The organism is Janthinobacterium rivuli, from assembly GCF_029690045.1.
Taxonomy (GTDB): Bacteria; Pseudomonadota; Gammaproteobacteria; order Burkholderiales; family Burkholderiaceae_D; genus Janthinobacterium; species Janthinobacterium rivuli.
Map to the genome: position 1 here is coordinate 2,057,892 of NZ_CP121464.1, position 24,100 is coordinate 2,081,991.

General features: G+C 62.7%; 23 protein-coding genes, 1 other RNA gene and 1 riboswitch. Of the genes, 16 read left to right on the forward strand and 8 right to left on the reverse strand.

Annotated features, from left to right (window positions below):
• Positions 1 to 92: 92 nt before the first annotated feature.
• The 6 genes from pal to ybgC are packed head-to-tail and all read right to left on the reverse strand — an operon-like array spanning position 93 to position 4,585.
• Positions 93 to 614, reverse strand: coding sequence for a peptidoglycan-associated lipoprotein Pal (pal, locus tag P9875_RS09380; RefSeq protein WP_046682322.1), 522 nt, complete (start codon positions 612 to 614; stop codon positions 93 to 95).
• Between the two features lie 43 nt (positions 615 to 657).
• Entirely contained in the window at positions 658 to 1,926 is a 1,269-nt protein-coding gene (gene tolB, locus P9875_RS09385) for a Tol-Pal system beta propeller repeat protein TolB (protein ID WP_423221848.1), read from the reverse strand.
• 5 nt (positions 1,927 to 1,931) lie between these two features.
• Positions 1,932 to 2,942, reverse strand: coding sequence for a cell envelope integrity protein TolA (tolA, locus tag P9875_RS09390; RefSeq protein WP_225243579.1), 1,011 nt, complete (start codon positions 2,940 to 2,942; stop codon positions 1,932 to 1,934).
• Positions 2,943 to 2,990: 48 nt separating this feature from the next.
• Positions 2,991 to 3,431: an ExbD/TolR family protein gene (locus tag P9875_RS09395; RefSeq protein ID WP_223278896.1), complete on the reverse strand. Its 441-nt coding sequence runs from the start codon at positions 3,429 to 3,431 to the stop codon at positions 2,991 to 2,993.
• A 15-nt stretch (positions 3,432 to 3,446) separates the two neighbouring features.
• Positions 3,447 to 4,136, reverse strand: a complete 690-nt coding sequence (tolQ, locus tag P9875_RS09400; RefSeq protein ID WP_034759183.1) for a protein TolQ — start codon at positions 4,134 to 4,136, stop codon at positions 3,447 to 3,449.
• Between the two features lie 47 nt (positions 4,137 to 4,183).
• On the reverse strand, positions 4,184 to 4,585 hold the full coding sequence (gene ybgC, locus P9875_RS09405) for a tol-pal system-associated acyl-CoA thioesterase (RefSeq protein ID WP_046682324.1): 402 nt from the start codon (positions 4,583 to 4,585) through the stop codon (positions 4,184 to 4,186).
• Between the two features lie 315 nt (positions 4,586 to 4,900).
• Positions 4,901 to 5,025: riboswitch (ZMP/ZTP riboswitch) on the forward strand.
• A 111-nt stretch (positions 5,026 to 5,136) separates the two neighbouring features.
• On the opposite strand from ybgC, the gene glyA reads away from it, so the two are divergent.
• From glyA to P9875_RS09460, 11 genes are all read left to right on the forward strand, one after another.
• A complete protein-coding gene (glyA, locus tag P9875_RS09410) occupies positions 5,137 to 6,384 on the forward strand; it encodes a serine hydroxymethyltransferase (RefSeq protein WP_035826086.1) in 1,248 nt (415 codons plus the stop codon).
• Between the two features lie 143 nt (positions 6,385 to 6,527).
• Complete coding sequence (nrdR, locus tag P9875_RS09415; RefSeq protein ID WP_034759169.1) at positions 6,528 to 6,989, forward strand: transcriptional regulator NrdR; 462 nt, start codon at positions 6,528 to 6,530, stop codon at positions 6,987 to 6,989.
• Positions 6,990 to 7,204: 215 nt separating this feature from the next.
• Entirely contained in the window at positions 7,205 to 7,774 is a 570-nt protein-coding gene (pilV, locus tag P9875_RS09420; RefSeq protein WP_278318206.1) for a type IV pilus modification protein PilV, read from the forward strand.
• Positions 7,771 to 8,739 (forward strand): PilW family protein, encoded by a 969-nt coding sequence (locus P9875_RS09425; RefSeq protein WP_278318207.1) that lies wholly within the window; start codon positions 7,771 to 7,773, stop codon positions 8,737 to 8,739. Before pilV ends, P9875_RS09425 begins: the two co-directional genes overlap by 4 nt.
• 105 nt (positions 8,740 to 8,844) lie before the next feature.
• Positions 8,845 to 9,408 (forward strand): pilus assembly PilX family protein, encoded by a 564-nt coding sequence (locus tag P9875_RS09430; RefSeq protein WP_423221827.1) that lies wholly within the window; start codon positions 8,845 to 8,847, stop codon positions 9,406 to 9,408.
• Positions 9,405 to 13,247 (forward strand): pilus assembly protein, encoded by a 3,843-nt coding sequence (locus P9875_RS09435; RefSeq protein ID WP_278318209.1) that lies wholly within the window; start codon positions 9,405 to 9,407, stop codon positions 13,245 to 13,247. The genes P9875_RS09430 and P9875_RS09435 overlap by 4 nt, the downstream gene beginning before the upstream one ends.
• A 59-nt stretch (positions 13,248 to 13,306) precedes the next feature.
• Entirely contained in the window at positions 13,307 to 13,810 is a 504-nt protein-coding gene (locus P9875_RS09440; RefSeq protein ID WP_278318210.1) for a type IV pilin protein, read from the forward strand.
• Positions 13,811 to 13,888: 78 nt separating this feature from the next.
• A complete protein-coding gene (locus tag P9875_RS09445) occupies positions 13,889 to 14,419 on the forward strand; it encodes a GspH/FimT family protein (protein WP_099404036.1) in 531 nt (176 codons plus the stop codon).
• A 39-nt stretch (positions 14,420 to 14,458) separates the two neighbouring features.
• The gene (gene ribD / locus P9875_RS09450) at positions 14,459 to 15,559 is read left to right on the forward strand and encodes a bifunctional diaminohydroxyphosphoribosylaminopyrimidine deaminase/5-amino-6-(5-phosphoribosylamino)uracil reductase RibD (RefSeq protein ID WP_035826103.1); all 1,101 of its coding nucleotides are present in this window, start codon (positions 14,459 to 14,461) and stop codon (positions 15,557 to 15,559) included.
• A 27-nt stretch (positions 15,560 to 15,586) separates the two neighbouring features.
• Positions 15,587 to 16,222 carry a riboflavin synthase gene (locus P9875_RS09455; protein WP_035826106.1) on the forward strand — a complete coding sequence of 212 codons (636 nt, stop codon included), beginning with the start codon at positions 15,587 to 15,589 and terminating at the stop codon, positions 16,220 to 16,222.
• Between the two features lie 111 nt (positions 16,223 to 16,333).
• Positions 16,334 to 17,734, forward strand: coding sequence for a hypothetical protein (locus tag P9875_RS09460; protein ID WP_278318211.1), 1,401 nt, complete (start codon positions 16,334 to 16,336; stop codon positions 17,732 to 17,734).
• Here P9875_RS09460 and P9875_RS09465 read toward each other — a convergent pair.
• Positions 17,731 to 18,156 carry an OsmC family protein gene (locus P9875_RS09465; protein WP_099404033.1) on the reverse strand — a complete coding sequence of 142 codons (426 nt, stop codon included), beginning with the start codon at positions 18,154 to 18,156 and terminating at the stop codon, positions 17,731 to 17,733. The genes P9875_RS09460 and P9875_RS09465 overlap by 4 nt on opposite strands.
• 345 nt (positions 18,157 to 18,501) lie before the next feature.
• On the opposite strand from P9875_RS09465, the gene ribBA reads away from it, so the two are divergent.
• The 3 genes from ribBA (at position 18,502) to nusB (ending at position 20,728) form a co-directional block, all read left to right on the forward strand.
• Positions 18,502 to 19,617, forward strand: coding sequence for a bifunctional 3,4-dihydroxy-2-butanone-4-phosphate synthase/GTP cyclohydrolase II (ribBA, locus tag P9875_RS09470; RefSeq protein WP_035826115.1), 1,116 nt, complete (start codon positions 18,502 to 18,504; stop codon positions 19,615 to 19,617).
• 66 nt (positions 19,618 to 19,683) lie between these two features.
• Positions 19,684 to 20,166 (forward strand): 6,7-dimethyl-8-ribityllumazine synthase, encoded by a 483-nt coding sequence (gene ribH / locus P9875_RS09475; RefSeq protein ID WP_034759563.1) that lies wholly within the window; start codon positions 19,684 to 19,686, stop codon positions 20,164 to 20,166.
• Between the two features lie 91 nt (positions 20,167 to 20,257).
• Entirely contained in the window at positions 20,258 to 20,728 is a 471-nt protein-coding gene (nusB, locus tag P9875_RS09480) for a transcription antitermination factor NusB (protein ID WP_034786595.1), read from the forward strand.
• 134 nt (positions 20,729 to 20,862) lie between these two features.
• On the opposite strand, the gene P9875_RS09485 is transcribed toward nusB, so the two are convergent.
• Positions 20,863 to 21,780: a lytic transglycosylase domain-containing protein gene (locus tag P9875_RS09485; protein ID WP_171984962.1), complete on the reverse strand. Its 918-nt coding sequence runs from the start codon at positions 21,778 to 21,780 to the stop codon at positions 20,863 to 20,865.
• Between the two features lie 478 nt (positions 21,781 to 22,258).
• Here P9875_RS09485 and ubiD point away from each other — a divergent pair, with 478 nt between their 5' ends.
• Both ubiD and ffs read left to right on the forward strand, forming a co-directional pair.
• Positions 22,259 to 23,743 (forward strand): 4-hydroxy-3-polyprenylbenzoate decarboxylase, encoded by a 1,485-nt coding sequence (gene ubiD, locus P9875_RS09490; protein WP_278318212.1) that lies wholly within the window; start codon positions 22,259 to 22,261, stop codon positions 23,741 to 23,743.
• A gap of 122 nt (positions 23,744 to 23,865) precedes the next feature.
• Positions 23,866 to 23,964, forward strand: an RNA gene (ffs, locus tag P9875_RS09495) — signal recognition particle sRNA small type.
• Positions 23,965 to 24,100: the final 136 nt, after the last annotated feature.

Here is a 24,100-nt window from a genome sequence, read left to right on the forward strand (position 1 = left end):
CCGGGCGGTGAATCACCGCGCTGCGCCCCATTATTATGCCTATGACTGGCCAGTTAGGTAAGCGTCAATGCTGCCGCGCTCACCTGTCAACATCAATAAACGATGTCAGCGCGGCGGTTTTCTGCCCATGCTGCTTCGTTGCTGCCTTGTGCTTTAGGCTTTTCTTTGCCCAGCGACACGGCTTCCATTTGGCCTTCTGGTACGCCCAGAGCTGCCATCGACTTGCGCACGGCTTCAGCACGTTTCTGGCCCAGGGCCAGGTTGTACTCAGCGCCACCGCGTTCATCGGTGTTACCTTGGATCAGGATCTTGCGGCTAGGCGTTTTCACCAGGTAGCCAGCGTGGTTTTGCACAACTGGGGTGTCCGCTTCGCGCACGACGTATTTGTCGAAGTCGAAGTAGATGCTGCGGTTAGCCAGCACGCCTTTTGGATCGTCCAGTGGATCGACCGATGCGGTCGTCACTGGCTGAACTTGACGGGTGTCAACTGGAGCTGCGACTTTTTCAGGAGCGCGCTCAACCACTGGGGTCTCGGCTACTTTGACTGGGGTGCTGCAGGCGGACAGCAGAGCTGCGGTAGCGGCGATGAAAGCCAAACTTTTAAAGTTACTCATTTTTATTCTCCGGGTCATGGTTAAAGGTGAAACTGTACAGCATTTACTTCATAAAAGGACCCCAGGTGGGCTCCTTGATATTGCCAGCTTGCGTAGTCAAACGCTGTTTGACGCGGCCATCCACCGATACCACTGCCAGCGACTTGCGTCGTCCGGATTCGGTCGCGTACATGATATATTTCCCGTTGGGCGAAAAGCTCGGTGATTCGTCGTTGGCGGTGTCCGACAGGCGCAGTTCCTGGCCACTAGCCAGGTCGAGCGCGTAGAGCTGGAAATTGCCGTCGCGACGGGAAATATAAGCAAGTGTCTTCCCGTCGGACGAAATCCGCGGGCTGATGTTGTAGGAGCCGCCAAACGTCACGCGCTTGGCTTCGCCACCGCTGCTCGACATGCGGTAGATTTGTGGTCCGCCGCTGCGATCGCTGGTGAAGTAAATGCTTTGGCCATCGGCCGAGAATTGGGGTTCCGTATCGATGCCGCTGCTGGTGCTGACGCGGCGCAAGCCGCTGCCGTCGGCATTGACGGTATAGACCTGGGTATGGCCGTCGCGCGACAGGGCCACGGCCAGGCGCGAGCCGTCCGGGCTCCAGCTCGGCGCGGAATTGCTGCCTTTTTCATTCGAAACGATGGTGCGCTGGCGCGTCACCAGATTCTGTACGTAGACGATCGGCTTTTTCTTTTCAAACGACACATACGCGACCTTGGTGCCGTCCGGCGACCATGACGGCGAAATGATCGGCTCGTTCGAGCGCAGGGCGACCTGGATGCCTTCGCCATCGGCGTCGGCGATTTCCAGGCGGTATTCGCGGCCCGATTGCGTGACGTAGGCGATGCGCGTGGCGAACGCGCCCTTGACGCCCGTCAGCTTTTCATAGATGTCATCGGCGATCTTGTGCGCCAGCAGGCGGTTGAACTGCGGCGCGGCCGCATTGTTCATGCTGGAAATCTGCGCGCCCTTGATGGTGTCGAACAGCTTGTAGCGCACGTCCAGGCGGCCATCGGCCATGCTTTGCACGGTGCCGGCCGCCAGCGCGTCGGCGCCGCGCGATTTCCACTGCTCGTAGCTGACGGGCGCCGTTTCCGATACGGGCGCATCGGCGTCGATCAGCTTGAACACGCCGCTGCGCGCCAGGTCGGCCTTGATAATGCCCGACAGCGATTGCGGCGCGGCCGATTCATTGACGAAGCTGGCGACAGCCACCGGGATCTGGTTGCTGCCGATCCCCGTAATCTCCACGCGCAGCTGTGCCTGGGCGCTTGACGCTCCCAGCATCAGGCCGGCGCAGAGCACGACATAGCTCATTTTTTTCATGGTCATCATTTAGGCAAATCCTTCATCTCGAATATGAGTTCAATCTCGCGTTCCACGGTGCCGTCTTTTTTCTTCGGCAGTGGCGACGATTTATTAATGGCGTTTTCCACCGAGCTGTCATACGCCGGCAGGCCGCTACTTTTAATCTTTCGGACCGAAATAATTTCCCCAGTTGGCAGTTGCTCGATCTTGAACACGGCGCGCGGGTTGCCCGGCACGTCCGTGCTACCGCTGTACGCGATATTGCTCTTGATCTTGCTCGTCAGGGCAGCGACATAGCCGCTGTCCTTGCGTGGCGCGGTCGATTTCTCGGCCGTGCCTGTCGTGCCGGCGCCCGCCGCACCCGTGATGCGGCTCATTTCCGCAGCACGCGCCTTGTCGGCGGCTTTTTTCTCTTCCGCCGCTTTTTTCGCCTTGGCCGCTTTTTCGGCCGCCGCTTTTTTATCGGCCAGTTCTTTCTCGGCTTTTTCTTCCGCCGCTTTCTCTTTGGCTTCCTTGGCTTTCTCCAGCTTGTCGGCCTTTTCTTTCTCCAGCTTGTCAGCCTTGTCTTTTTCTTTCTGCTTCTGTTTTTCCAGTTCGCGCTTTTCTTCCTCGCGTTCCTTCAATTCCTGCTTGCGGCGTTCTTCCGCTGCCGCTTTGTCTTTTTCTTCTTTCAGCTTGGCCTTCTTGCGTTCCAGGGCGATCTCCGCTTCGCGCAGGTCGACCTTCGGCTCGGGCGCGGCCACGGGCGGCGGTGGCGGCGGGGCCGGCTGTTCCACTTGCGGTTGCGGCGGCGTTGGTGTCGGCTCCGGTTCCGTCGCCACTTCGGGTGGCGGTGCGGCCGTCTGCACTTTCATGTCCCACACTTCCGCTTCGACGGCGACAGGTTCCGTATTTTGCCAGTGTACGCCCACCCACAGGAAAAACAGCAGCCCAAGGTGCATCGCCAGCGCCAGGCCCAGCGAGGGCCAGCGGCTGCGTTCGCGCGGCACGCTGTAGGGCTTGCCGAGTACATGGTCGATTTGTTTGTTCTGCAAAGTCTAGTCTATCTAAAAACGGTCAGGTCTGGAAACAGGGTGCTGCGTTTACTTGGTGGCCAGGCCGACTCTGGTAATGCCCATCTTTTTCGCTTCCGAAATGAGCTGGATCACATCGTCGTACTTGCTTTCCTTGTCGCCCGCGATCATCACGGGATAATCGGGATTGCTTTCATGTAAACCGCGCAGCTTGCGCAGCAGGGCGTCGCGGTTCGGTTCCGTTTCCGGCGACAGCTGTTCTTTGCCGATGACGCCGATCGACAGCGAACCATTCGGTTTCAGCACGATCTGAATATAGTCATCGGGCGGTTTCGCCGATTTCTCCGCGTTGGGCAAGTTCACCACGCTGGGATTGTTCGACGACGGCATCACCATGAAAATGATCAGCAGCACCAGCATCACGTCGATGTACGGCACGACGTTGATCTCGGACTTGAACTTGCGGCCACGGCCGCCGCGCATGCCGCCGCTATTGAATGAGGAACCCATGGACGCTGCTCCCTCTTAGCGCGACTGGCGCTGCAAGATGTTGGAGAATTCCTCGACGAAGCTTTCGAAGCGGATCGCCAGGCGGTCGATATCATGCGAAAAACGGTTGTAGGCGACGACGGCGGGAATCGCGGCGAACAGGCCGATGGCGGTGGCGATCAGCGCTTCGGCAATGCCGGGCGCGACGGCGGCCAGGGTGGCTTGCTGCACGTTGGCCAGGCCGCGGAAGGCGTTCATGATGCCCCAGACGGTACCGAGCAGGCCGATGTACGGAGAAACGGAGCCGACGGAAGCGAGGAAGGCCAGGTGCGATTCGAGCACGTCCATTTCACGCTGGAAGGCGGCGCGCATGGCGCGGCGTGCGCCGTCGAGCACGGCGCCGACGTCCAGCGCTTCACGCGAACCGTAGGAAGCCTTGCCCTTGATGAATTCGCCCATGCCGGCATCGAAGATGCGGGCCAGCGCGCCGCTCTGGTCGCGGTTGCCGCTGGCGTTCTGGTGCAGCGCATGCAGGTTGCCGCCGGCCCAGAAGCTGCGTTCGAATTCGATGGTTTGCTTGCGCGCCTGGCGCACGGCAAACATCTTGCGGAAAATGTAGGTCCAGCTGGTCAGGGAAATCAGCAGCAGCAGGGCCATGATCAGTTGCACGATCAAATGGGCATTGGAGATGAGCGCGAGGAAAGAAAGATCTTGTGTAACGTTCATTGGCTGGCAGTCTGTTGGGTGAATTGTCCGGGGGTGGCGGGTAGGGCTCAGGCGGCGCGCATGCGGGCCGCGACTGCATCAGGCACGGCGCGCGGGCGCAGTGCCGAATCGACGCAGCCGATCTTGACGCGGGCCGTGTTGAGCAGGCGGTCGCCGCACCAGGCTTGTTGCAGGAAAACGATGGAGGCGCGCCCCATTTTTTCTATACTTAAGGTTAATCTTACCGTGTCATCGAGCCTGGCTGGCGCATGATAGTCGGCGTTGACGCTTTTGACAACGAACATTGCATCGTGCTGCTCCAGCAATTCCTGCTGGCCCACGTCGATGGCGCGCAGCCATTCGGTACGCGCGCGTTCGAAGAATTTCAGGTAGTTAGCGTAATAGACGATGCCGCCGGCGTCGGTGTCTTCATAGTAGACACGTACGTTCCAGGTAAAGACTGAAGGCATGTTTATTGCGCCAGTAGTGAGATTGAGCAACATTTTACGCGATTTTTCTTCTTGTGACTGTGGGCGCTTGCTGGAAAGCCATGCAAAAGCTGCATATAAGTTGCACCGCAGCATTGTAAATCCGGCGTGTGCAATGGCAAGCTTCGTAACATACGCTTACATGCCATGGCCAGGTTTAAGTCCAGCTTAAAAGCCGCAGCCATGCCCCGGGGCAGCTTGTGGCCGCACCCTGGCTGGGGTGGCGCGCGGCGATTATAGCCGCACGGTTGCATTCCTTGCTCAATTTGGGCACTTAACTTACAATTTGGCTTCCATTACGTCTCACGTGACTGGCGAAAAGTCGGGCGATCTCCATGAGTGGAGATCGGCAAACCGGCGAAAGGTGGGCATCCACCGGGAAACGTGAGATTTTTCATCAGCCGTTCGCCTGGGTAGCCACTATGGAAAAGCACGAAGAGGCTGCCTGTCCAATGTTGTTATTCACTTAACGCCGGCTCCCCTCATTCGATCCAACCTGCCAGTACAAGCACCCTCATACTTGGAGTTTTTACATGTTTGCAAAAGATCACAACCTCGCCAACGTCGATCCTGAATTGTTCGCCGTCATTCAAAAAGAGAACACGCGCCAGCACGACCACATCGAACTGATCGCGTCGGAGAACTACACGTCGCCAGCCGTAATGGAAGCGCAAGGCTCGCAGCTGACGAATAAATATGCTGAAGGCTATCCAGGCAAGCGCTACTACGGTGGCTGCGAATACGTCGACGTGGCCGAGCAACTGGCCATCGACCGTGTCAAGCAATTGTTCGGCGCCGAATGCGCGAACGTGCAGCCGAACTCCGGTTCGCAGGCGAACCAGGGCGTGTTCTTCGCCATGTTGAAACCAGGCGACCTGATCATGGGTATGTCGCTGGCCGAAGGCGGCCACCTGACCCACGGCATGCCGCTGAACATGTCCGGCAAATGGTTTGACGTCGTCTCCTACGGCTTGACGGCGGAAGAAGACATCGACTACGAGGCGATGGAACGCCTGGCCCGCGAACGCAAGCCAAAACTGATCATCGCCGGCGCGTCGGCGTTCTCGAAAAAGATCGACTTCGAACGCTTCGGCAAGATCGCCAAGGAAGTTGGCGCCTACTTCATGGTCGACATGGCCCACTACGCCGGCCTGATCGCCGCCGGCCTGTACCCGAACCCGGTGCCGTTCGCCGACTTCGTCACTTCGACCACGCACAAATCGTTGCGCGGCCCGCGCGGCGGCATCATCCTGATGAAGGCCGAACACGAAAAAGCCATCAACTCGGCCATCTTCCCTGGCATCCAGGGCGGCCCGCTGATGCACGTGATCGCCGGCAAAGCTGTCGCCTTCAAGGAAGCGCTGAGCCCTGAATTCGTCGAATACCAGAAGCAAGTGATCAAGAACGCCGACGTGCTGGCGAAAACCCTGATCAAGCGCGGCCTGCGCATTGTTTCCGGCGGCACCGAATCGCACGTCATGCTGGTCGACCTGCGCGCCAAGAACCTGACGGGCAAGGAAGCCGAAGCCATCCTCGGTTCCGCGCACATCACCTGCAACAAGAACGGCATCCCGAACGACCCGCAAAAACCTTTCGTCACCTCGGGCATCCGCCTGGGCAGCCCGGCGATGACGACGCGCGGTTTCAAGGAAGCGCAAGCGGAAGAAGTGGGCAACCTGATCGCCGACGTGCTGGACAATCCGCATGACGCCGCCACCATCGAGCGCGTGAAAGCGGCCGTGAAAGTGCTGGCCGACGCGCACCCTGTGTACGCTGCATAATTATTTGTCCAGAATGTGTCATACGGAGTAAGATTCTGTATGACACATTCCTTCGTGCCCAAGGGCGCCCGGAGTGATTCGGGCGCCCTTTGTACAAGAGCGGCGATTTCCCGTAATTATTACTATAAAGTTGTAGCCAGCCCATGAAATGTCCATTTTGCCAGCACGGCGACACCCAGGTTCTCGATACGCGCGTATCGGAGGAAGGGGATGCCATTCGGCGCCGCCGCCGCTGCGGCAAATGCGACAAGCGTTTTACCACTTACGAGCGCATTGAACTTATCATGCCGGCCGTCGTCAAAAAGAATGGCAGCCGGACGGAGTTCGCTGCGGATAAGTTGCGCGGCAGTTTGATGCTGGCCTTGCGCAAGCGTCCCGTCGCGGCCGCCTCCGTGGATACGGCCATCGCCTCCATCCAGGAAAAACTGCTCACCAGCGGCTTGCGCGAAGTCGATTCCGGCTATATCGGCGAACTCGTCATGCAGGAATTGAAGCGCCTGGACAAGATCGCCTACATCCGCTTCGCCTCCGTCTACAAGAACTTCGAAGACCTGGCCGAATTCCAGGACGCGATCGCCGAAGTGGGGCAGGCGCGCAAGCCCTGACGTTCTGCTTCTTGCTCGCCTTCTTGCTCACCACGCCAAGGTTCGCCTGGCAAGCGGCCTGATCAACACCAACGCTGTTCTTCTCACCTTATCGCCGTGCTGTTTGCGCTAGCGCAGACACGGCTTTTTGCGCACGCCTATCTTGTAGCTGGGCCGCCTGTTCTTGCGACTCTGTCTGCGGAAGGGAGTAGCGCATGGGCAAGGGCGGTCGCACTATGTTTCCTGCGGGTGGCAGCAGCCTCGTCGAGGTGCTGGTGTCGCTGCTGCTGTTGGCGCTGGGTCTGCTCGGTGCCAGCATTTTGCAACTGAACTCCCTGCGCGCGCGCCATGAGTCGGCACTGTTGTCGGCGGGCGTGCAACTGGCCGCCGGCATGGCCGAACGCATGCGCGCGAACAGCGTGCTCATGCATGGCCCGGATACGGGCAACCCCTACCTGAACGTGGCATACACGGCGGCGGACGGCGCGGAAGCGGGCGGCGGCGCGCCCGACTGCCTCGGCGTTGCCGCCTGCAGCGCGGCCGAACTGGCGCAATTCGATATCGCCGAATGGCAGCAGCGGCTGCATGCGGCCTTGCCCGGCGCGCGCCTGCGCATTTGCCGCGACACTTCCGCGTGGGATGCCGTCGGCCAAGGCTTGCAGTGGGCCTGCAGCGGCGGCAAGGGCGCACCCATCGTCATCAAGCTGGGTTGGCGCGGCCGCTTGCCCGATGGCTCGCCCGCCGAGAATGCGGCAGGCGAGTCGCTGCCCAGGCTGGCATTCCAGCTGGGCGGAGGCGGCGCATGAATACTGTCCTGCGCCGGCAGCGTGGCATGAGCCTGGTCGAATTGCTGGTGTCCCTGTCGCTGGGCGCGCTGCTGATGCTGGCCGCCAGTAGCGTGCTGCTGGCGGCCAGCGGCAGTTATGGCGACCAGTCCGCCAGCGCGCGCCTCGACGACAACGGCCGCTATGCGCTCGACACCATCGCCCGCGCCGTGCGCCAGACGGCGTACGTGAACTGGGACAGCAGCGCCGCGCCCGTCGCCCATGCCGATTTCGACAGCGCCAACGTCGCCGGGCTCGACGCGCGCATCCTGGGCAAGAACAGCGAAGGCATCAGCGGCGCTTTGCCCGGCGCCCTGCATGGCAGCGACGTGCTGGCCCTGCGCTATTACGGCGCCGGCAAGGAAGAGGGCGGCGACGGCTCCGTGCTCAATTGCGCGGGCTTCGGCGTTGGCGCCGCGCAAACGCAGGCGCAGCGGGGCTGGAGCATTTTCTATGTGGCCCAAGGTACCGATGGCGAGGGTGAATTGCGTTGCAAATACCGGGGTGCGAACGGCTGGGGCGCGGACGCCATCATCCGTGGCGTCGACGGCTTCCAGGTGCTGTATGGCCTCGACACGGATACGCCGCCCGATGGCGTGGCGAACCGCTATGTCAACGCCAGCGCGCTTGACGCCGACGATGCGGCGCTGGTGCTGGAGGGGGCGGATGCGGCCGCGCGCCAGCGTGACTTTCACCGCCGCACGCACTGGAAGCGCGTGGCCAGCGTGCGCGTGGCGTTGTTGTTGCATGGCGAGGCGGGCCAGGCGGACAAGATGGCGGAACTGGGGCCGGCGCAGTTCGACCTGTTCGGCAAGGCGTATGCCGAGGCGCACGGCGCCGGCGACACGGGCGTGCGCATCGCGCGCGCGTCCCTGCCTGCCGCGACGCGCTCGCGGCTGCGGCAACTGGTGCAGACGAGCATCATGCTGCGCAACGGACCGGCCTAGGCGGGCGACGCGATGGCCGACGCGGGCGTCCGCCGTTGCCTACCTTGTTGCGCATCTTGTGCGCGCTGCGGTGGCGCCACGCTCGTATATGTGCTGTGCCTGCTGGTGATCATTTTTCTGCTGGGCATATCGGCGGCGCAGATGGCCTTGCAGGGCGAAAAGGCGGCACGCGGCGAGCGCGACCGGCAGATCGCGTTTCAGGCGGCGGAGGAAGCATTGATGGATGCGCAGAACGATATCGAAGGCTTGCCCGGTGCGCCCGGGCGCAGCAGCCTCTTCGCGCCAGGCAGCGCGGCCGGGTTCGCGGACGGCTGCGGCGAGGGAGGCGCACTGGGCCTGTGCCTGCCCGCCGCGCCGGACGCTCCGGCGCTCTGGTTAAGTACGGACCTCGATGGCGCCGAAGCGGGTAGCCGCACGGTGCCGTATGGCCAGTTTACGGGCGCCGTCATGCAGACGGGGCAGGGCTTCCTGCCATCGCGCCGGCCCCGCTACCTGATTGAACTGCTGCCGTTTCATCCGCCTGGCGCGCAGGCCACGGCGGTCGCTGGTGGCCTGGTGGCGGAAAGCTATGTGTACCGCATCACGGCCATCGGTTTTGGCGCGCAGGAAAGCACGCAAGTCGTGCTGCAAAGTTATTACCGCAAGCAGGCGATGGGAGCGGGGCCATGAGGGCTTTGCCGTTTGCCTGGCTGCCGCTCTGCTGGATTTTCCTCGTTTGCGGCGGCGCCCTTGCCGCGGCCGCACCTCCTGTGGCGCTGGCGCGGGCCGACGCGGGCTTGTACGGCGCCCGCGTGCCGCCGAACCTGCTACTCAACCTGTCTTTCACGCATGCGGTCGCCGCGGCCGCGCATGGCGGCGAGTATGCACCGCAGCGCGAGTACTTCGGTTACTTTCATGCGCGCATGTGCTACAGCTATCCGTACCGCAGCAAGGACGGCGCCATGCTGCCGGACTTGCGCGTAGCGACCGCTTACTTCTCCGTGCTGAAAGCGGCCGATGCGCTGCACGGCTGCGGCGGCGACAGTTTTAGCGGCAACTTTCTCAATTGGGCCAGCACCAGCATGCTCGACCTCGTCCGTTATGCCCTGACGGGCGGCGACCGCGTCATCGACGAAGTGCGCAAGACGGTGCTGCAGCGCGCCTACCTGCCCGATGCCGACAGCCCCATCGACTTCTTTGCCCACCCCGTCTTTTTCCCGCGCAAGGTTCTGCAGAAAGGCGTGGCGGCGGCGACACCGTTTGCGCTGGCGCAACTGGCCATCGTTTCCTGCCGTAACCGCCTGCTGTTCGGCGACGCCAGCTTGCCTCCGGGCGGCAATTGCGACGCGCCGGGCGTTGCTGCCACGCACGGCGTGTTCCTCGCGCGCGTGCGCGTCTGCGACGCGGAAGAAGGACCGCTGCGCGACGATTTATGCCTCACGTACGGCAAGAACTACAAGCCGGTGGGCGCCGTGCAGCGCCATGGCGGCAGGGTGCGCGTGGGCGTGTTTGGCCATTTGAACGGCGTGAGCTCCGGCGCCGGCGCCGTGTATGGCGGCGTGCTGCGCGCGCCATTGGCTCACGTGGGCACGCAGCGCTGGACGGGGCCTGATTTTATGCCGCAAGACAATGCCGGCGAGGAATGGAATCCCGCCACCGGTGTGTATGCGTTCCAGAGCGCCGGCCCTGGCGGCGGGGTGACCGCTTACATTAATGGCCTGGGCCGCGGCAACGCCGGGCATCCTGGCACGTACGCCAGGGCGGCGCCACTGGCCGAATTGCTGTACGAATCGCTGCGTTACCTGCAGGGGCGGCAAGCAAGCGCCGTCGTGCCACCCGCCACGGCCCCGCCCGCCATCGATGACGGCTTGCCGGTCGTGATTGCGTGGAGCGACCCGCAAACGGCCAGTTGCCAGCGCCATGTCGTCGTCAGTCTCGGCGATGCGGGCATAGCGGGCGACCGTTACGTGCCCGGCAATGTCCCGCACACTCCCGCATCCAACGGTGACCGCGCCCGCGCCGCCGATGGCTTTGCGCCGCCGCCCTTCGATGCGATGGCGTGGACACATGCGGTGGGCAGCCTGGAAAGCGGCGGCGTGCAAGGCAATCCCGCGCCACGGCCGGACCTAGCTGCACTGGAATGGCTGGCCGACGGAGCGGGCGGCGCCAGTTATCATGCGGCAGGGCTGGCCTACTGGTCGCACGTGCAGGCCCTGCGTCCCGGCAAGAACGATGGCCTTGCCAAGGTCGAGCACTATGCGGGCGACTTGCGCCAGGGCGACCCGGCGGGCGAATCTGCCGCCACTCCCGTCACCACACCCTTGCTGCTGGCGGCCAAATATGGCGGTTTTCTCGATGCGAACGGCGACGCCAACCCATTCAAGAGCGCAACTGGCAGCGCGTTCGATGAATGGAGCCTGGACGGCCGCTGGCCCGCCCATTACTTGCCCGGCAGCGATCCGGCCGCCCTGATCGCGGGACTGCGCGCGGCTTTTGCGGCCGCCGACAAGGCTACCTTGCCAGCGACGCTTGCTGGGCCGGCCCTGATGGCGCTGGCCAGCGGGACGGAAGAGGCATACTGGTTCCAGACGCAGCTGCGCCTGGCCGATGGCGGCATGACCTTGTCGCGCACCGCGTTTGCCGTGGGCGCCGATGGGGCACTGCTTCCCGGCAAGCCATCGTGGACCGCTGGCGGACAAGAGAAGCCGGTGCCGGATGGCACGCCCGCGTCCTTGCGTCTCGTCTACACGCCCGACGCCAAGGGCGCCCTGATGCCGCTGGCCTGGAAGCGGCTCGATGCGGAACAGCGCGGCGCATTCGACGGCGGCGATGGGCGAGGGGAGGCGCGCCTGGCGTACCTGCTGGGCCAGCGCACGCACGAGGTGGGCCAGCCGGGCGGATTTCTGCGGCGCAGGTCAGGCAGCCTGGGCGCGGCAGCCTACGGCAATCTGCTGTACGTGGGCGCGCCGGGACTGGGCATGCCTGGCGCCGGCTATGGCTTGCACCGCCAGGCGCTGCTGCAGCGGCGCAAAATGCTCTACCTTGGCGCCAACGACGGTTTGCTGCATGCCTTCGATGCGCGCACGGGCAGCGAAGTGTTTGCCTATCTGCCGCAGGCCCTGCTGCAACTTGCTCCAGCCGCTGCGAGCACTCACTACAGCCCCGGTCCGCTGCTCGATGGCGCTGCAGCCACGGCGGAAGTGCTGGCGCTGGGGCGCTGGAAGACGGTGCTGGTGTCGGGCATGGGCGGCGGGGCGCAAGGCGTGTTTGCGCTCGACATCACCGATCCGGCCCGCTTCGCGCAAGACGGGGCACTGTGGGAGTTTACGGACCGCGACGACAGGCTGATGGGTAACGTGCGCACGCCGCCTGCGTTTGCCCGCATCAACATGGGCGGCAAGGAGGGGGCGCCGGCCTACCGCGACTTTGCCATCGTCGCCAGCGGCTACAACAACCATGTCAACGACGGCAAGGACACGACGGCGCCCGCCGCGGCGGCCGCCATCTTCCTGCTGGCGCTGGACAAGGCGCCCGGCACGCCATGGACGTTGGGAAGTAATTACTTCCGTCTCAAGGTGCCTGTGGCCAGCGGTGGCGGTGGCGGCCATGATGCGGGCGCCGATGCCGTCCCCCACGCGCTGGGTCCGCCCGCCGTGGTGCCGGGTGGCGACGGCGCACTGGCTTATTTGTATGTGGGCGATTTGCAGGGCAATATCTGGCGCCTCGACATGACTGGCGGACCGCCGTGGAAGGACGGGCAAGGACGCAAGCTCGTCTTTGTTGCGCGCGATACCCAGGGCCGGCGCCAGCCCGTGACGCAGCAGTTGAGCGTGGCGTACGCACCCGGTGGCGGCTATGTGCTGCTGTTCGGCACGGGCAAGCTGGTCGAAGCGGCCGATACCTGGCCCGACGCCTTCCTGTCGCAGTCGTTTTACGCCGTTCACGACGATGTGCGGGCAAGTTCGCCCACGCGCAGCCGGGCCGACCTGGAACAGCGCAGCTTGGGCGAAGCGCTGGGCGGCCTTCGCGTCGACGGCGCCGAGCTGCGCTATACGGGCAGCGACGCCATGCGCGGCTGGTACCTCGATTTTATGGATACCGCGCAGACGGGCGAGCGCAGCATCAGCAGTCCCGTATTGGCTGCCGGCAAGGTGCTGTTCAACACCGTCCTGCCGGGGCGCGATCCTTGCGCCAGGCCGGCCACGCGCCTGTACGTGCTCGACGTGCTGAGCGGCTTTGCCGCCGATGGCGCCGGTGTCGTGCAAGCGGGCGAGCAGACGGGACGCTTGTTCGATGGCCTGGCGCGCGCGCCGCCGCTGGCGCTGGAGCTGAACAGCACGGTGGGTGCCGCCACGGCCACCGGGCGGGCCGAGGGGCGCAAGGAACTGGCCGTGCTGCAGCCTGGCTTGCCCGGCGCGACCAGCGGTGCGGGGCTCAAGGTCGTCAGCGCGCCGCTGCCGGCCCGGCGCCTGAGCTGGCGCGAAGTGGCGAACTGGCGCGAATTGCACGAGGCGGCCAAGAAAAAATAGGCCCAGGCAAGGCACGCGCATCGTACCGGCTGGCGCTTTTTGGGAAAGAGGGAGATCGCATGGGGACGCTGGCAAGGCGGAATGGGTTCGCTGCGAACGGTGGAACTCCTGCTGCCAACCCGCAGGGCTTCAGCCTGATCGAGCTGCTGTCCGCGCTGGCGATCATGAGCCTGCTGCTGGCGCTGGCCGTGCCCGCTTATCACAGCCATGTCGTGCGTGCCAAGCGGGTGCAGGGACAGGCGGCCCTGCTGCGCCTGATGCAGCAGCAGGAGCGCTATTACTCGCAAAATAACCGCTATCTGGCCTTTTCCTCGGCATCGCCGGCGCAGCAGTCGCAGCAATTTCCATGCTGGTCGGGCGAAGGGGGCGCGGCTGGCAGCGCGTATGAAATCGAGGCGCTGGCCTGTCCCGGCCTGACGATCGGGCAATGCGTACTGTTGCGCGCCATGCCGGGCACGTCCAAGGTTGATGCGCAGTTCCAGGATGCCGATTGCGGCGTGTTGTCCTTGAACAGCACGGGCCAGCGCGGCAGCAGCGGCCCCGCCAGCCATTGCTGGCCCTAGGCCATGGCCATGTGCAAGCGGCTACCGAGGAGCAGGCACAAATTCGGGCGCACCCTCGGCCGCACCCTCGGGCACACCATGCTCGAATTGCTGGCCGTGCTGGCGATTGCCGCGCTGCTGGCGGCCGCTGCCATGCCCAGCTTGCAGCATCTGCTGGCGCGCCAGCAGGTGCGCGCGGCGGCGACCGACTTGTTCTCGGCCATCGAACTGACGCGGGCGCAGGCGATGGCGCGCGGGCAGCGCGTGTTGCTGATGCCGGCCGGGCCCGGTGGCACGGACTGGCGCACGGGCTGGCAGATATTCATCGACCGCAATGCCAACCTCGTGTTCGATGGCGATGACGAATTGCTGTTCCGCCAAGGGCCGCTGCCGGAGGGCATCACGGCCCAGTTCGTGTTTTCGTCGGCCACGGCGCCGTTTTATATCGCCTACAATGGCGCAGGACGCAGTTGCAGCGCGACCAATAGCCTGGCGGCGCGCTGGGGTACCTTGTCCCTGGCTTTGGGAAAGCAGGTGCGGCATATTAAAATCAATATGCTGGGCAGGGTGCGTGTGTGCGATCCGCAGCAGCAGGCGGCCAATTGCAGCGGCGTGGCCGACAGTTCGTAGCACGACTTATCAATTACTCACCTTCAAGCAAAGAAGCCCGTGGAAATACTCAACGATATTGATGGCATGCGCCTGGCGCTGGAATGGGCGGCGCGCGGTTTGTACACGACCTCGCCCAATCCCCGCATCGGCTGCGTCATCGTCAAGGATGGCCAGGTGATCGGTGCCGGCGTGACGCAGGCGGCCGGGCAGGATCATGCCGAGGTGCAAGCGCTGGCCAATGCGGCGGCGCGCGGCAACGACGTGCGCGGCGCCACCGCCTATGTCACCCTGGAGCCGTGCAACCACCACGGCCGCACGCCGCCATGCTCCGATGCGCTCGTGCGCGCGGGGCTGGGCCGCGTCGTGGCCGCCATGACGGACCCGAACCCGCTGGTGGCGGGGCAGGGGCTGGCCAAGCTGCAAGCGGCCGGCATCGCCGTCACCACGGATGTGCTGGCCGATGAGGCGTATGAAATGAATATCGGCTTCTTTTCGCGCATGCAGCGCGGCAAGCCGTGGGTGCGCATGAAAACGGCGGCCAGCCTGGACGGCATGACGGCCTTGCACAATGGCCAAAGCCAGTGGATCACGGGGCCCGCAGCGCGCGCCGATGGCCACGCGTGGCGCGCGCGCGCCTGCGCCATCCTCACGGGCATCGGCACTGTCAAGGCGGACGATCCGCAACTGAATGTGCGCGCCGTCGAGACGCCGCGCCAGCCGCGCCGCATCGTCGTCGACAGCCGGCTCGACATCAGCCTCGACGCGCGCATCTTGCAGGGCGGCGGCACGTGGATCGTGGCGGCCGTTGCCAATCCGGAAAAGGAAGCGCAGCTGCGCGCCTTGGGCGCGGAAGTCATCCTGCTGCCGAACGGGGACGGCAAGGTCGACCTGGCCGCGCTGATGCTGGAACTGGGACGCCGGCAATGCAATGAAGTCCACGTCGAGGCCGGCGCCAAACTGAACGGCTCGCTGATCCGCGAAGGCTGCGTCGACGAGCTGCTGGTCTACCTGGCGCCCACCTTGCTGGGAGACGCGCAAGGCATGTTTGCCTTGCCCGCCTTGACGGATATCAAGCAACAGCGCACTTTGCAATTTCACCAGGTTCAGCAAGTGGGCGAAGATGTGCGTATCCTTGCAAGATTCGCCCAGCGCAATTAATACTTCACACTTTTATAGGGTTAGTTCATGTTTACAGGAATTGTTGCCGCCATCGGCAAGATTGAAACCGTGCAAGCACTCGACGGCGGCCTCGACGCAGGCGTGCGCCTGAACATCCATGCGGGCGGCTTGCCGCTGGCCGATGTGGCCCTGGGCGACTCCATCGCCATCAATGGCGCCTGCATGACGGTGGTGGAAAAATCGGACACGGGCTTTGCCGTCGATGTCTCGCGCGAAAGCCTCAATTGCACCGTGGGTCTCGATACCACCACGGAAGTCAACCTGGAAAAAGCCCTGACCCTGGCCGAGCGCCTGGGTGGCCATCTGGTGTCCGGCCACGTCGACGGCCTGGGCATCGTGCGCAAGTTCGAAGCCGTGGGCGAATCGTGGGAACTGGTGATCGAAGCGCCGCACGAGCTGGCGAAATACCTGGCCTTCAAGGGTTCCGTCGTCGTCAATGGCGTGTCACTGACCGTCAACAGAGTAGAAGACCTGGGCGCGGGCGCCGTCAACGGCTGCCGCTTCTCGATCAACCTGATTCCGCACACGATCGCCATGACGACCTTGAAACACTTGACGGTCGATGGCAAGGTCAACCTGGAAATCGACCTGATCGCCCGCTATGTCGAGCGCATGTTGTCGCTGGACAAGGCTGCCGCCTGACACGGTAGCTGAAAAGAGCAACACACCTGCCGGCCTTTGCGCCCTGCCAAGCGTGTGTTGCTTTTCTTGCAGACGCGCATACTATGAAGCTTTCCGCAGTGGAGGCTAGCCATGGACCCGATTTCGCGCGCAACCGTGCCCAACACCATCCCGGCCACGTCCCGCGTGGGCGAGACGGTTCCGCTGGCACCCGCGCAGCCCGTGCCGTCCTCCGGCGCGGCGGCGGCCCTTGCCATCCTGTCATCGACCCAGGTCGATATCTCCCCGCTGGGCCAGTTCCTGTCCGGCGTAGCCTTGTCGCGCCGGCAACTGCTGGCCCTGCAGGGCGCCACGGAGGAAGCCAGGGCCGCCAATACCCCCGTGAATGTCAATGACGACTTGCTGGCGCTGGCGCGGCAGCTGACGGAATCGTTCGCCCAACTGCAAACGAGCGGCATCGACGCCAGCCAGCTGGCGACGGCCGGCGACACGCCGGGCAGTCTGGCGCAGCGCTACGATTTATTGTCGGGCGATGGCACGACGGATGCGGCCGCCGCGCTGGCGCAGGACGGCAGTCTGCTCACGCAAGCGCAACTGGCCCGCATCGGCATCGATTTGCGCAATGAAGATGTCGATGCGACAACGTTGCAGGCCGCGTATGCGGCCGACAGCAATGCCACCCTGGACGCCTTGCAACAGGGAACGGACGTGCTGGCGCAGGTGGGTGCCGTGCTGGCCCGGCAGCAGGGCGCGCCGCTAGCGGCCAGTGTCGAGGCGGATTTGACGGGCGAAGCACTGCCGTCCAGCGCCGTGCAAGCCGCGCAGCCGCAGGTCGTCGACGAGGCGCCGCCGCAGACGATCGCCATTGCGCAGCGGCAGCTGGAACTGCAGCAGCAACTGGAAGCGGAAGAGCTGAACCTGGACTTGCAGGAGCTGCGACCGCAGCCTTCGGCGCAAGCCGCCGATGCAGCGGAACTACTGCAGACGCAGCGCGCGGACAATCAGCGCGTCAATACTCAGCGCCTGGAGGCCGAACGGCTGGACAGCGAACGCATCGATACCGATCAGCAGGCGCAGCAGCAGGACGCAGAACGGGTGGATGCGCTGCGTCAGGGACAAGTGCAGCAGCAGGGCTTGCAGCAGCAGGCGCAAGCGGCGGCGGACGATGCGGCGCGGGCGCAGCTGGCCGCCAGCGACGCGCAGATGGCGGCCCAGGCGGCCAGTGAACGGGCGCAGTCGCTGGCGCGTGCGGCGCAGGGGCAAGCCGATGCGGGCTTGGCGACGGCGCAAGCCCAGCTGGCCCAGAAAAATGCCCAGGCTCAAGAGCTGGCTGCGCAAAACGCGGGCATGGCCGTGCCGCCGCCTTCGTCGCAAGATCCGTCCGTGGCGGCGGCCATCGCCGCCTATAACCTGAACAATGCAGCCTTGAACCCCGGCTTGATGAACCGCCCATTGCCGGCCAGCGACTCGCGCCTGCCGCTGGTGGCGCCGGTGGCCCCTGTGGAGCCCGTCAAGCCCGTGCCGAAAATCTAGGGCAGCAGGGTCGCGTCCAGGGTAATGTTGGCTTTCAGCAGCTTCGACACGGGGCAGCCGGCCTTGGCCTTGGCCGTCAATTCATCGAACTTCGCCTGGTCGGCGCCAGGGATCTTCGCTTTCAGAATCAAATGGACGGCCGTGATGGCGAAACCGTCGTCCACCTTGTCGAGGGTCACTTCGGCCGTCGTTTCCATCTTTTCCGCCGTCAGGCCCGCTTCACCGAGGATCAGCGACAAGGCCATGGTGAAGCAGCCCGCATGCGCGGCGCCGATCAATTCCTCGGGATTCGTGCCGGGCTTGCCTTCGAAGCGGCTGGCAAAGCCGTAGGGATATTCCTGCAAGGCACCGCTGCGCGTGCTGATGGCGCCCTTGCCGTCCTTGATGCCGCCTGACCAGATGGCCGATCCGTTGGTTTTCATGTTGCCGCTCCTGTGTGGGGTGTCGCTGCGAGTGGGGTATCAGCGCCGTGGCGGTGACCGGCTGATCTTATGCTCTTTGCAAGGCCGGCGGCGCGCGCCTTGCCTCCGCCGTGTGCCCTGGATCGGGGAAGCGGCGCTTTGTGATGCAGACTACGGCATCCGTGCCGCAAAGCTGTCTTATTTCAGGTCTGCAAGCGCTAAATCCTTTAAAATAGCAGGTTATAAGAAAATTCCCGGAAATCTGAGGAATATTCGCACTTGATGTTGCAGTTTTTAGTTTCACTAACAACGCCCGGCAAAACCGACGCGCAGCAGGTTTCGCCAGGCGTCATAAGAGGATGAACAATGTCTATTTCAAGCACCGAAGAGATCGTCGCTGAATTACGCGCCGGCCGCATGGTGATACTGGTCGATGAAGAAGACCGGGAAAATGAAGGCGATCTGGTGCTTGCCGCCGATTTCGTGACGCCTGAAGCCATCAATTTCATGATCACGCATGCGCGTGGCCTCGTCTGCCTGACCCTGACGGAAGAGCGTTGCGACGAGCTGAACCTGTCGATGATGACGTCGCGCAACGGCACTGCCTACGGCACCAACTTTACCGTGTCCATCGAAGCGGCCGAAGGCGTAACGACGGGCATTTCCGCCGCCGACCGCGCCAAGACCATCCAGGTGGCCGTGGCCAAGGGCACGCAGCCCAGCGATATCGTCCAGCCCGGCCATATCTTCCCGCTGAAAGCGCAAAAAGGCGGCGTGCTGATGCGCGCAGGCCATACGGAAGCCGGTTGCGACCTGACGGCCATGGCCGGCCTGACGCCCGCATCCGTGATTTGCGAAATCATGAAGGACGACGGCACCATGGCGCGCCTGCCGGACTTGCTGGTGTTTGCCGAGCAGCATGGCTTGAAAATCGGCACGATTGCCGACCTGATCCATTACCGCAGCCAGACGGAGTCCCTGGTCGAGCGTGTTGCCGAGCGCACCCTGCACACGGCGCACGGCGAATTCCGCCTGATCGCCTTCCGCGACAAGCCTAGCGCCTCGGCCCACTTGGCCCTCGTGCATGGCGACCTGGCGCCCGGCCTGGAAGCGCTGGTGCGCGTGCATCAGCCCGTTTCCCTGCTGGACGTGCTGGAAAGCGAAGCGACCACCCACTCGTGGACGGTGGCCGCTTCGATGGCCGCCATCAAGCAGGCAGAGCGGGGCGTGATGGTCTTGCTGAACTGTGGCGAGACGTCGAGTGAACTGTTTGCCCAGTTCGCCGCCCTGGACACGCCGCAAGCCAAGCCGAAAGGCCGCGCCGCCAGCATGGACTTGCGCAGCTACGGCATCGGCGCGCAAATCCTGCGCGACCTGGGCGTGAGCAAGATGCAATTGCTGGCCAGCCCCCGCAAGATGCCGTCGATGGCCGGTTTCGACCTCGAAGTAACGGGTTTTCAGTGCCATCCTGGCCAGCAGTAATTAATTAACACTATTCAGCAGCCTGGCGCATGGCGCCGCCGCTGATCACTTATAAAGAGGCATATGATGACCGTAGGAGCATACGAAACCAATTTTGCCGGCGAAGGTTTGCGCGTCGGTATCGTCCAGGCACGATTCAATGAAATCGTCGGTGGTGGCTTGCTGTCGGCATGCCTGGAAGAGTTGAGCAAGCTGGGCGTGGCCGATGAAGATATCCTGCACGTGACCGTGCCGGGCGCCCTGGAAATCCCACTGATTCTGCAAAAAATGGCGGAAACCGAGCAATTCGACGCCCTGATCGCACTGGGCGCCGTGATTCGCGGTGAAACCTACCACTTCGAGCTGGTATCGAACGAATCGGGCGCGGGCATCACGCGCGTCGGTCTCGATTACGGCATCCCCATCGCCAACGCAGTGTTGACGACCGAAAACGACGAGCAGGCGGAAGTGCGCATGCTGGTCAAGGGAGCCGAAGCGGCACGCGTGGCAGTGGAAATGGCCAATCTGGCGCAAGCGCTGGAAGAGTTGCAAGACACAGACGAGGACTAATCGTGCTTGCGCCGCAGTGTGCTGCCTGGCAGCACACCGTGGTATTCGTCACTATCTGCAGTACATACGTATTTAAAAACAGGTAACAATCATGACTGAGAAAAATTTGCTCGCCAATCCCAGCAAAAACCGCACGCCGCGTCACCGCGCGCGCGAGTTTGCGCTGCAGGGCTTGTACCAGTGGCTGCTGAACAATGAAGACGCGACTACCGTCGTGAACAATATTCGCGCGGCGCATGGTTTCGACAAGGCTGATGGCGATCATTTCACGGTGCTGCTGTACGGCGCCATCAAGGATTCGCTGGCGCTGCGCGAAAGCATGGCACCATTGATCGACCGCAATATCGCGGAACTGTCGCCCATCGAACACGGCATCCTGCTGATCGGCGCATTCGAGCTGAAGAACAACATGGAAATCCCGTACCGCGTCGTCATCAACGAAGCGGTCGAGCTGGCCAAGTCGTTTGGCGGTATCGACGGCCACAAGTATGTGAACGGCGTGCTGGATAAACTGGCAGTGAAATTCCGCGAGGAAGAAGTGGGCGCCAACAAGCGCAAGTAATATACAGAGTAGTTCCTGCGGCCGCTGCCGCAGGGCAATGAAAAAGCCACCGGCACTTGCGTGCGGTGGCTTTTTCATTGGGTGCTATTTTCGAGTGCTGCTTTTTGGATGCCCCTGTGAGGGCTTTTAAAGGGTCACAGGCCGGCGATCTCGTTGTGAGGCAGTACTTTGATGGTGATGCCGCTTTCCGCTGCAGGGGCCTTGGCTGGTGCTGGCGTGTTCGATGCCATCACCGGTGTCGTGGTCGGCACGCGCTGGCCGGCGGACACTTGTTTCAGGCGGCGGTATTCGGCCAGCACGCGCGAGCCGTAGCCCGAGTCGGTGGCGAAGTTGGCGGCGCCGACATAGGTTTTCAAGCCCGCTTCGACGGAACCGCCACGCGTGACGTAGTCTTTCAGGATCAGGGAGCCGACGCGGATGTTGGCGACCGGGTTCAGGGCTGCTTGCACGCCGCCCATTTCCTGGAAGCGCTCATGGTGCACTTTCGACATGACTTGCATCAAGCCTTGCGCGCCGACGGGGCTTTCCGCGAATGGATTCAAGCCCGATTCGATGGCCATCACGGCCAGGATCAGCAGCGGGTCCAGCTTGATTTCACGGGCCGTCAGGTAAGCCGTCGAGACGAGCATATTGGTCGCGTCGTTGGCCACGCGGTAGCGCTTGGAGAGCCAGTTGGTGACCCATTGCTGCTGCTTTTGCGTGCCCAGCAAGGCTTTTTCTTCCTTGCTCAGCGGCGCGTCGCTGGCGGCGGCCGTTTGCACGGAAGCGGGCGCTTCCATCAGTGCCGACAGGGCCGGCGCTTCAACGGCTTGCGCTTCCGCCATCGGCAGCGGGAACAGGCTGTGCGTCAATTGCTTGCCCAGGTCGGGGCGGAACATCAGCAGGGCGATCAGTGCCAGGGCGGAAATGCCGAAGACTGTCAGTGTGTGTTGTGCCGTGGTCAAAACGCCACGTGCCGAAATGGCTTGTGCGCGGGCGCGCAAACGCGCCAACGCTGGCTGGCCAGCCACGGTTGAAGCAGGCAATGCTGCTTCAGTGCTACGATGAGTCATAGAGTTCCCCGAAATGTCGCGTCAACAGGCAGTCCCTCCGCGGTGTCGCGGTGTTGTGGGTACTGCCAATGCCGTGCATCAGAAATATCATCGTTTCCGCCGCGTATGGATGCGTGCGAGAAACGCCGTCATTGCTTGCTTGAGCTGATCGGTCCCGTTTTGGTATTGGATCAGTCGCAATACAACTTTTACCGGGGGTAAGGCAGACGCCTTTTGAAAACACTCCTTAAAATGTCATGTGGAGCCCCGACTCCGTGAATGAAAGAGAAACGCTAAAATCAAGCTCTGGGCCGGCGTGCTCTTTCAAGTTGGGCGAATTGTAGAAGCCGTTTTATATCAAGTCAATACTAACGAATCGTTTCTTTATTACTTTTATGTCTTACTTTTTGACTTGCATTGTGCCAAAAGCCAATAAAATCAATTACTTGGCATAGATCCTTCAGCAACGGCGTCCGACGTCAAAAAAAATTAAAAACACATGAAATATTCAGATTTGCGAGATTTTATTTCTCAACTGCAACAAATGGGTGAACTTAAGCCCATTTCGACCCCCATTTCACCGATTTTGGAGATGACGGAGGTATGCGACCGCACCTTGCGCGCAGGCGGACCGGCCTTGCTGTTCAATAATCCCACGGGACACACCATGCCGGTGCTGGGCAATCTGTTCGGCACCACGCGCCGCGTGGCGCTGGGCATGGGCGCGGAAGATGTCAGCGAGCTGCGCAAGATCGGCCATGTGCTGGCGCGCCTGAAGGAGCCGGAACCGCCGAAGGATTTCAAGGATCTGCTGGGCCTGGGGTCGCTGGTGAAATCGGTGTGGGACATGTCGCCGAAAGAATTGCGCGGCGCCAAGTGCCAGGAAATCGTCTGGGAGGGTAACGACGTCGACCTGGCGCGCCTGCCGATCCAGCATTGCTGGCCTGGCGACGTCGCCCCCCTGATCACCTGGGGCCTGGTGATCACCAAGGGTCCGAACAAGAAGCGGCAAAACCTCGGCATCTACCGCCAGCAGGTATTGGGGCGCAACAAGGTCATCATGCGCTGGCTGGCGCACCGGGGCGGGGCGCTGGACTTCCGCGAGCACGCCATTCAAAGCAAGGGCAAGCCGTATCCGATCGCCGTCGCGCTCGGCGCCGATCCCGCTACTATATTAGGGGCCGTCACGCCGGTGCCGGACAGCCTGTCCGAATACCAGTTCGCCGGCTTGCTGCGCGGCAGCCGCACCGAATTGGTAAAAGCGATTGGCAGCGAGCTGCGCGTGCCCGCGTCCGCCGAGATCGTGCTCGAAGGCCATATCTATCCGGACGAAAACCATCCGAGCGGCTACGAGCACGCGCTGGAAGGGCCGTATGGCGACCACACGGGCTACTATAATGAGCAGGACAGTTTCCCTGTGTTTACCATTGACCGCATCACCATGCGTCGCGACCCGATTTACCACTCCACGTATACAGGCAAACCGCCGGACGAGCCGGCCGTGCTGGGCCTGGCCCTGAACGAAGTGTTCGTGCCGCTGCTGCAAAAGCAGTTCAGCGAAATCACGGATTTCTATCTGCCGCCCGAAGGTTGCAGCTACCGCATGGCCGTGGTGCAGATCAAGAAGCAGTACGCGGGCCACGCCAAGCGCGTGATGTTCGGCGTGTGGAGCTTCCTGCGCCAGTTCATGTATACCAAGTTCATCGTGGTTGTCGATGAAGACGTGAATATCCGCGACTGGAAAGAAGTCATCTGGGCCATCACCACGCGGGTCGACCCGATTCGCGATACGACCCTGGTCGACAACACGCCGATCGACTATCTGGACTTCGCCTCGCCGGTCAGCGGCCTGGGCAGCAAGATGGGCATCGATGCGACGAATAAATGGCCGGGCGAGACAACGCGCGAGTGGGGCACGACGATTGCCATGACGCCGGAAGTGAAGGCGAAGGTGGACAGTATCTGGCAAGAGCTGGGCCTGTAGAACGGCTGGGGTCAGACCCTCAACACCGCTGACGCAAAGGTCATTGCCAACTTGACCGGGGGTCTGACCCCGGATTTCAGCTTGCTTCCCCAATCTTGCGCAGGTCGGTTATAATTATCCCCGGCGGGCCCCTGCGCATCGTGGCATGGCTAACCTGGTCAGGTCGGGAACGAAGCAGCCACGGCTATTAACCATGAGTGCCGCAGATCAGGCTCGCCTCCTTCGGGAATGTTTTTTCAGGATCAACAATCAAGCTGCCATGGGCAGCTTTTTTGCTTTTACGGCCCCGTTTTCTTGCCGACCCGTAGCATTGCCGGGCTTGCCGTGTTTTCCCTGTTTCTACCTGGCCATGTTATA

Excerpts from the sequence above, each read along its gene's own strand:
- tolQ (WP_034759183.1), bottom strand. The coding sequence starts at position 4,136 with ATGAACGTTACACAAGATCTTTCTTTCCTCGCGCTCATCTCCAATGCC.
- P9875_RS09455 (WP_035826106.1), top strand. The coding sequence starts at position 15,587 with ATGTTTACAGGAATTGTTGCCGCCATCGGCAAGATTGAAACCGTGCAA.
- ribBA (WP_035826115.1), top strand. The coding sequence starts at position 18,502 with ATGTCTATTTCAAGCACCGAAGAGATCGTCGCTGAATTACGCGCCGGC.
- P9875_RS09460 (WP_278318211.1), top strand. The coding sequence starts at position 16,334 with ATGGACCCGATTTCGCGCGCAACCGTGCCCAACACCATCCCGGCCACG.
- P9875_RS09445 (WP_099404036.1), top strand. The coding sequence starts at position 13,889 with ATGCTCGAATTGCTGGCCGTGCTGGCGATTGCCGCGCTGCTGGCGGCC.
- ribH (WP_034759563.1), top strand. The coding sequence starts at position 19,684 with ATGACCGTAGGAGCATACGAAACCAATTTTGCCGGCGAAGGTTTGCGC.
- P9875_RS09435 (WP_278318209.1), top strand. The coding sequence starts at position 9,405 with ATGAGGGCTTTGCCGTTTGCCTGGCTGCCGCTCTGCTGGATTTTCCTC.
- P9875_RS09425 (WP_278318207.1), top strand. The coding sequence starts at position 7,771 with ATGAATACTGTCCTGCGCCGGCAGCGTGGCATGAGCCTGGTCGAATTG.
- nrdR (WP_034759169.1), top strand. The coding sequence starts at position 6,528 with ATGAAATGTCCATTTTGCCAGCACGGCGACACCCAGGTTCTCGATACG.
- ybgC (WP_046682324.1), bottom strand. The coding sequence starts at position 4,585 with ATGCCTTCAGTCTTTACCTGGAACGTACGTGTCTACTATGAAGACACC.
- P9875_RS09465 (WP_099404033.1), bottom strand. The coding sequence starts at position 18,156 with ATGAAAACCAACGGATCGGCCATCTGGTCAGGCGGCATCAAGGACGGC.
- P9875_RS09440 (WP_278318210.1), top strand. The coding sequence starts at position 13,307 with ATGGGGACGCTGGCAAGGCGGAATGGGTTCGCTGCGAACGGTGGAACT.
- pilV (WP_278318206.1), top strand. The coding sequence starts at position 7,205 with ATGTTTCCTGCGGGTGGCAGCAGCCTCGTCGAGGTGCTGGTGTCGCTG.
- ubiD (WP_278318212.1), top strand. The coding sequence starts at position 22,259 with ATGAAATATTCAGATTTGCGAGATTTTATTTCTCAACTGCAACAAATG.
- P9875_RS09485 (WP_171984962.1), bottom strand. The coding sequence starts at position 21,780 with ATGACTCATCGTAGCACTGAAGCAGCATTGCCTGCTTCAACCGTGGCT.
- glyA (WP_035826086.1), top strand. The coding sequence starts at position 5,137 with ATGTTTGCAAAAGATCACAACCTCGCCAACGTCGATCCTGAATTGTTC.
- nusB (WP_034786595.1), top strand. The coding sequence starts at position 20,258 with ATGACTGAGAAAAATTTGCTCGCCAATCCCAGCAAAAACCGCACGCCG.
- P9875_RS09395 (WP_223278896.1), bottom strand. The coding sequence starts at position 3,431 with ATGGGTTCCTCATTCAATAGCGGCGGCATGCGCGGCGGCCGTGGCCGC.
- pal (WP_046682322.1), bottom strand. The coding sequence starts at position 614 with ATGAGTAACTTTAAAAGTTTGGCTTTCATCGCCGCTACCGCAGCTCTG.
- tolB (WP_423221848.1), bottom strand. The coding sequence starts at position 1,926 with ATGAAAAAAATGAGCTATGTCGTGCTCTGCGCCGGCCTGATGCTGGGA.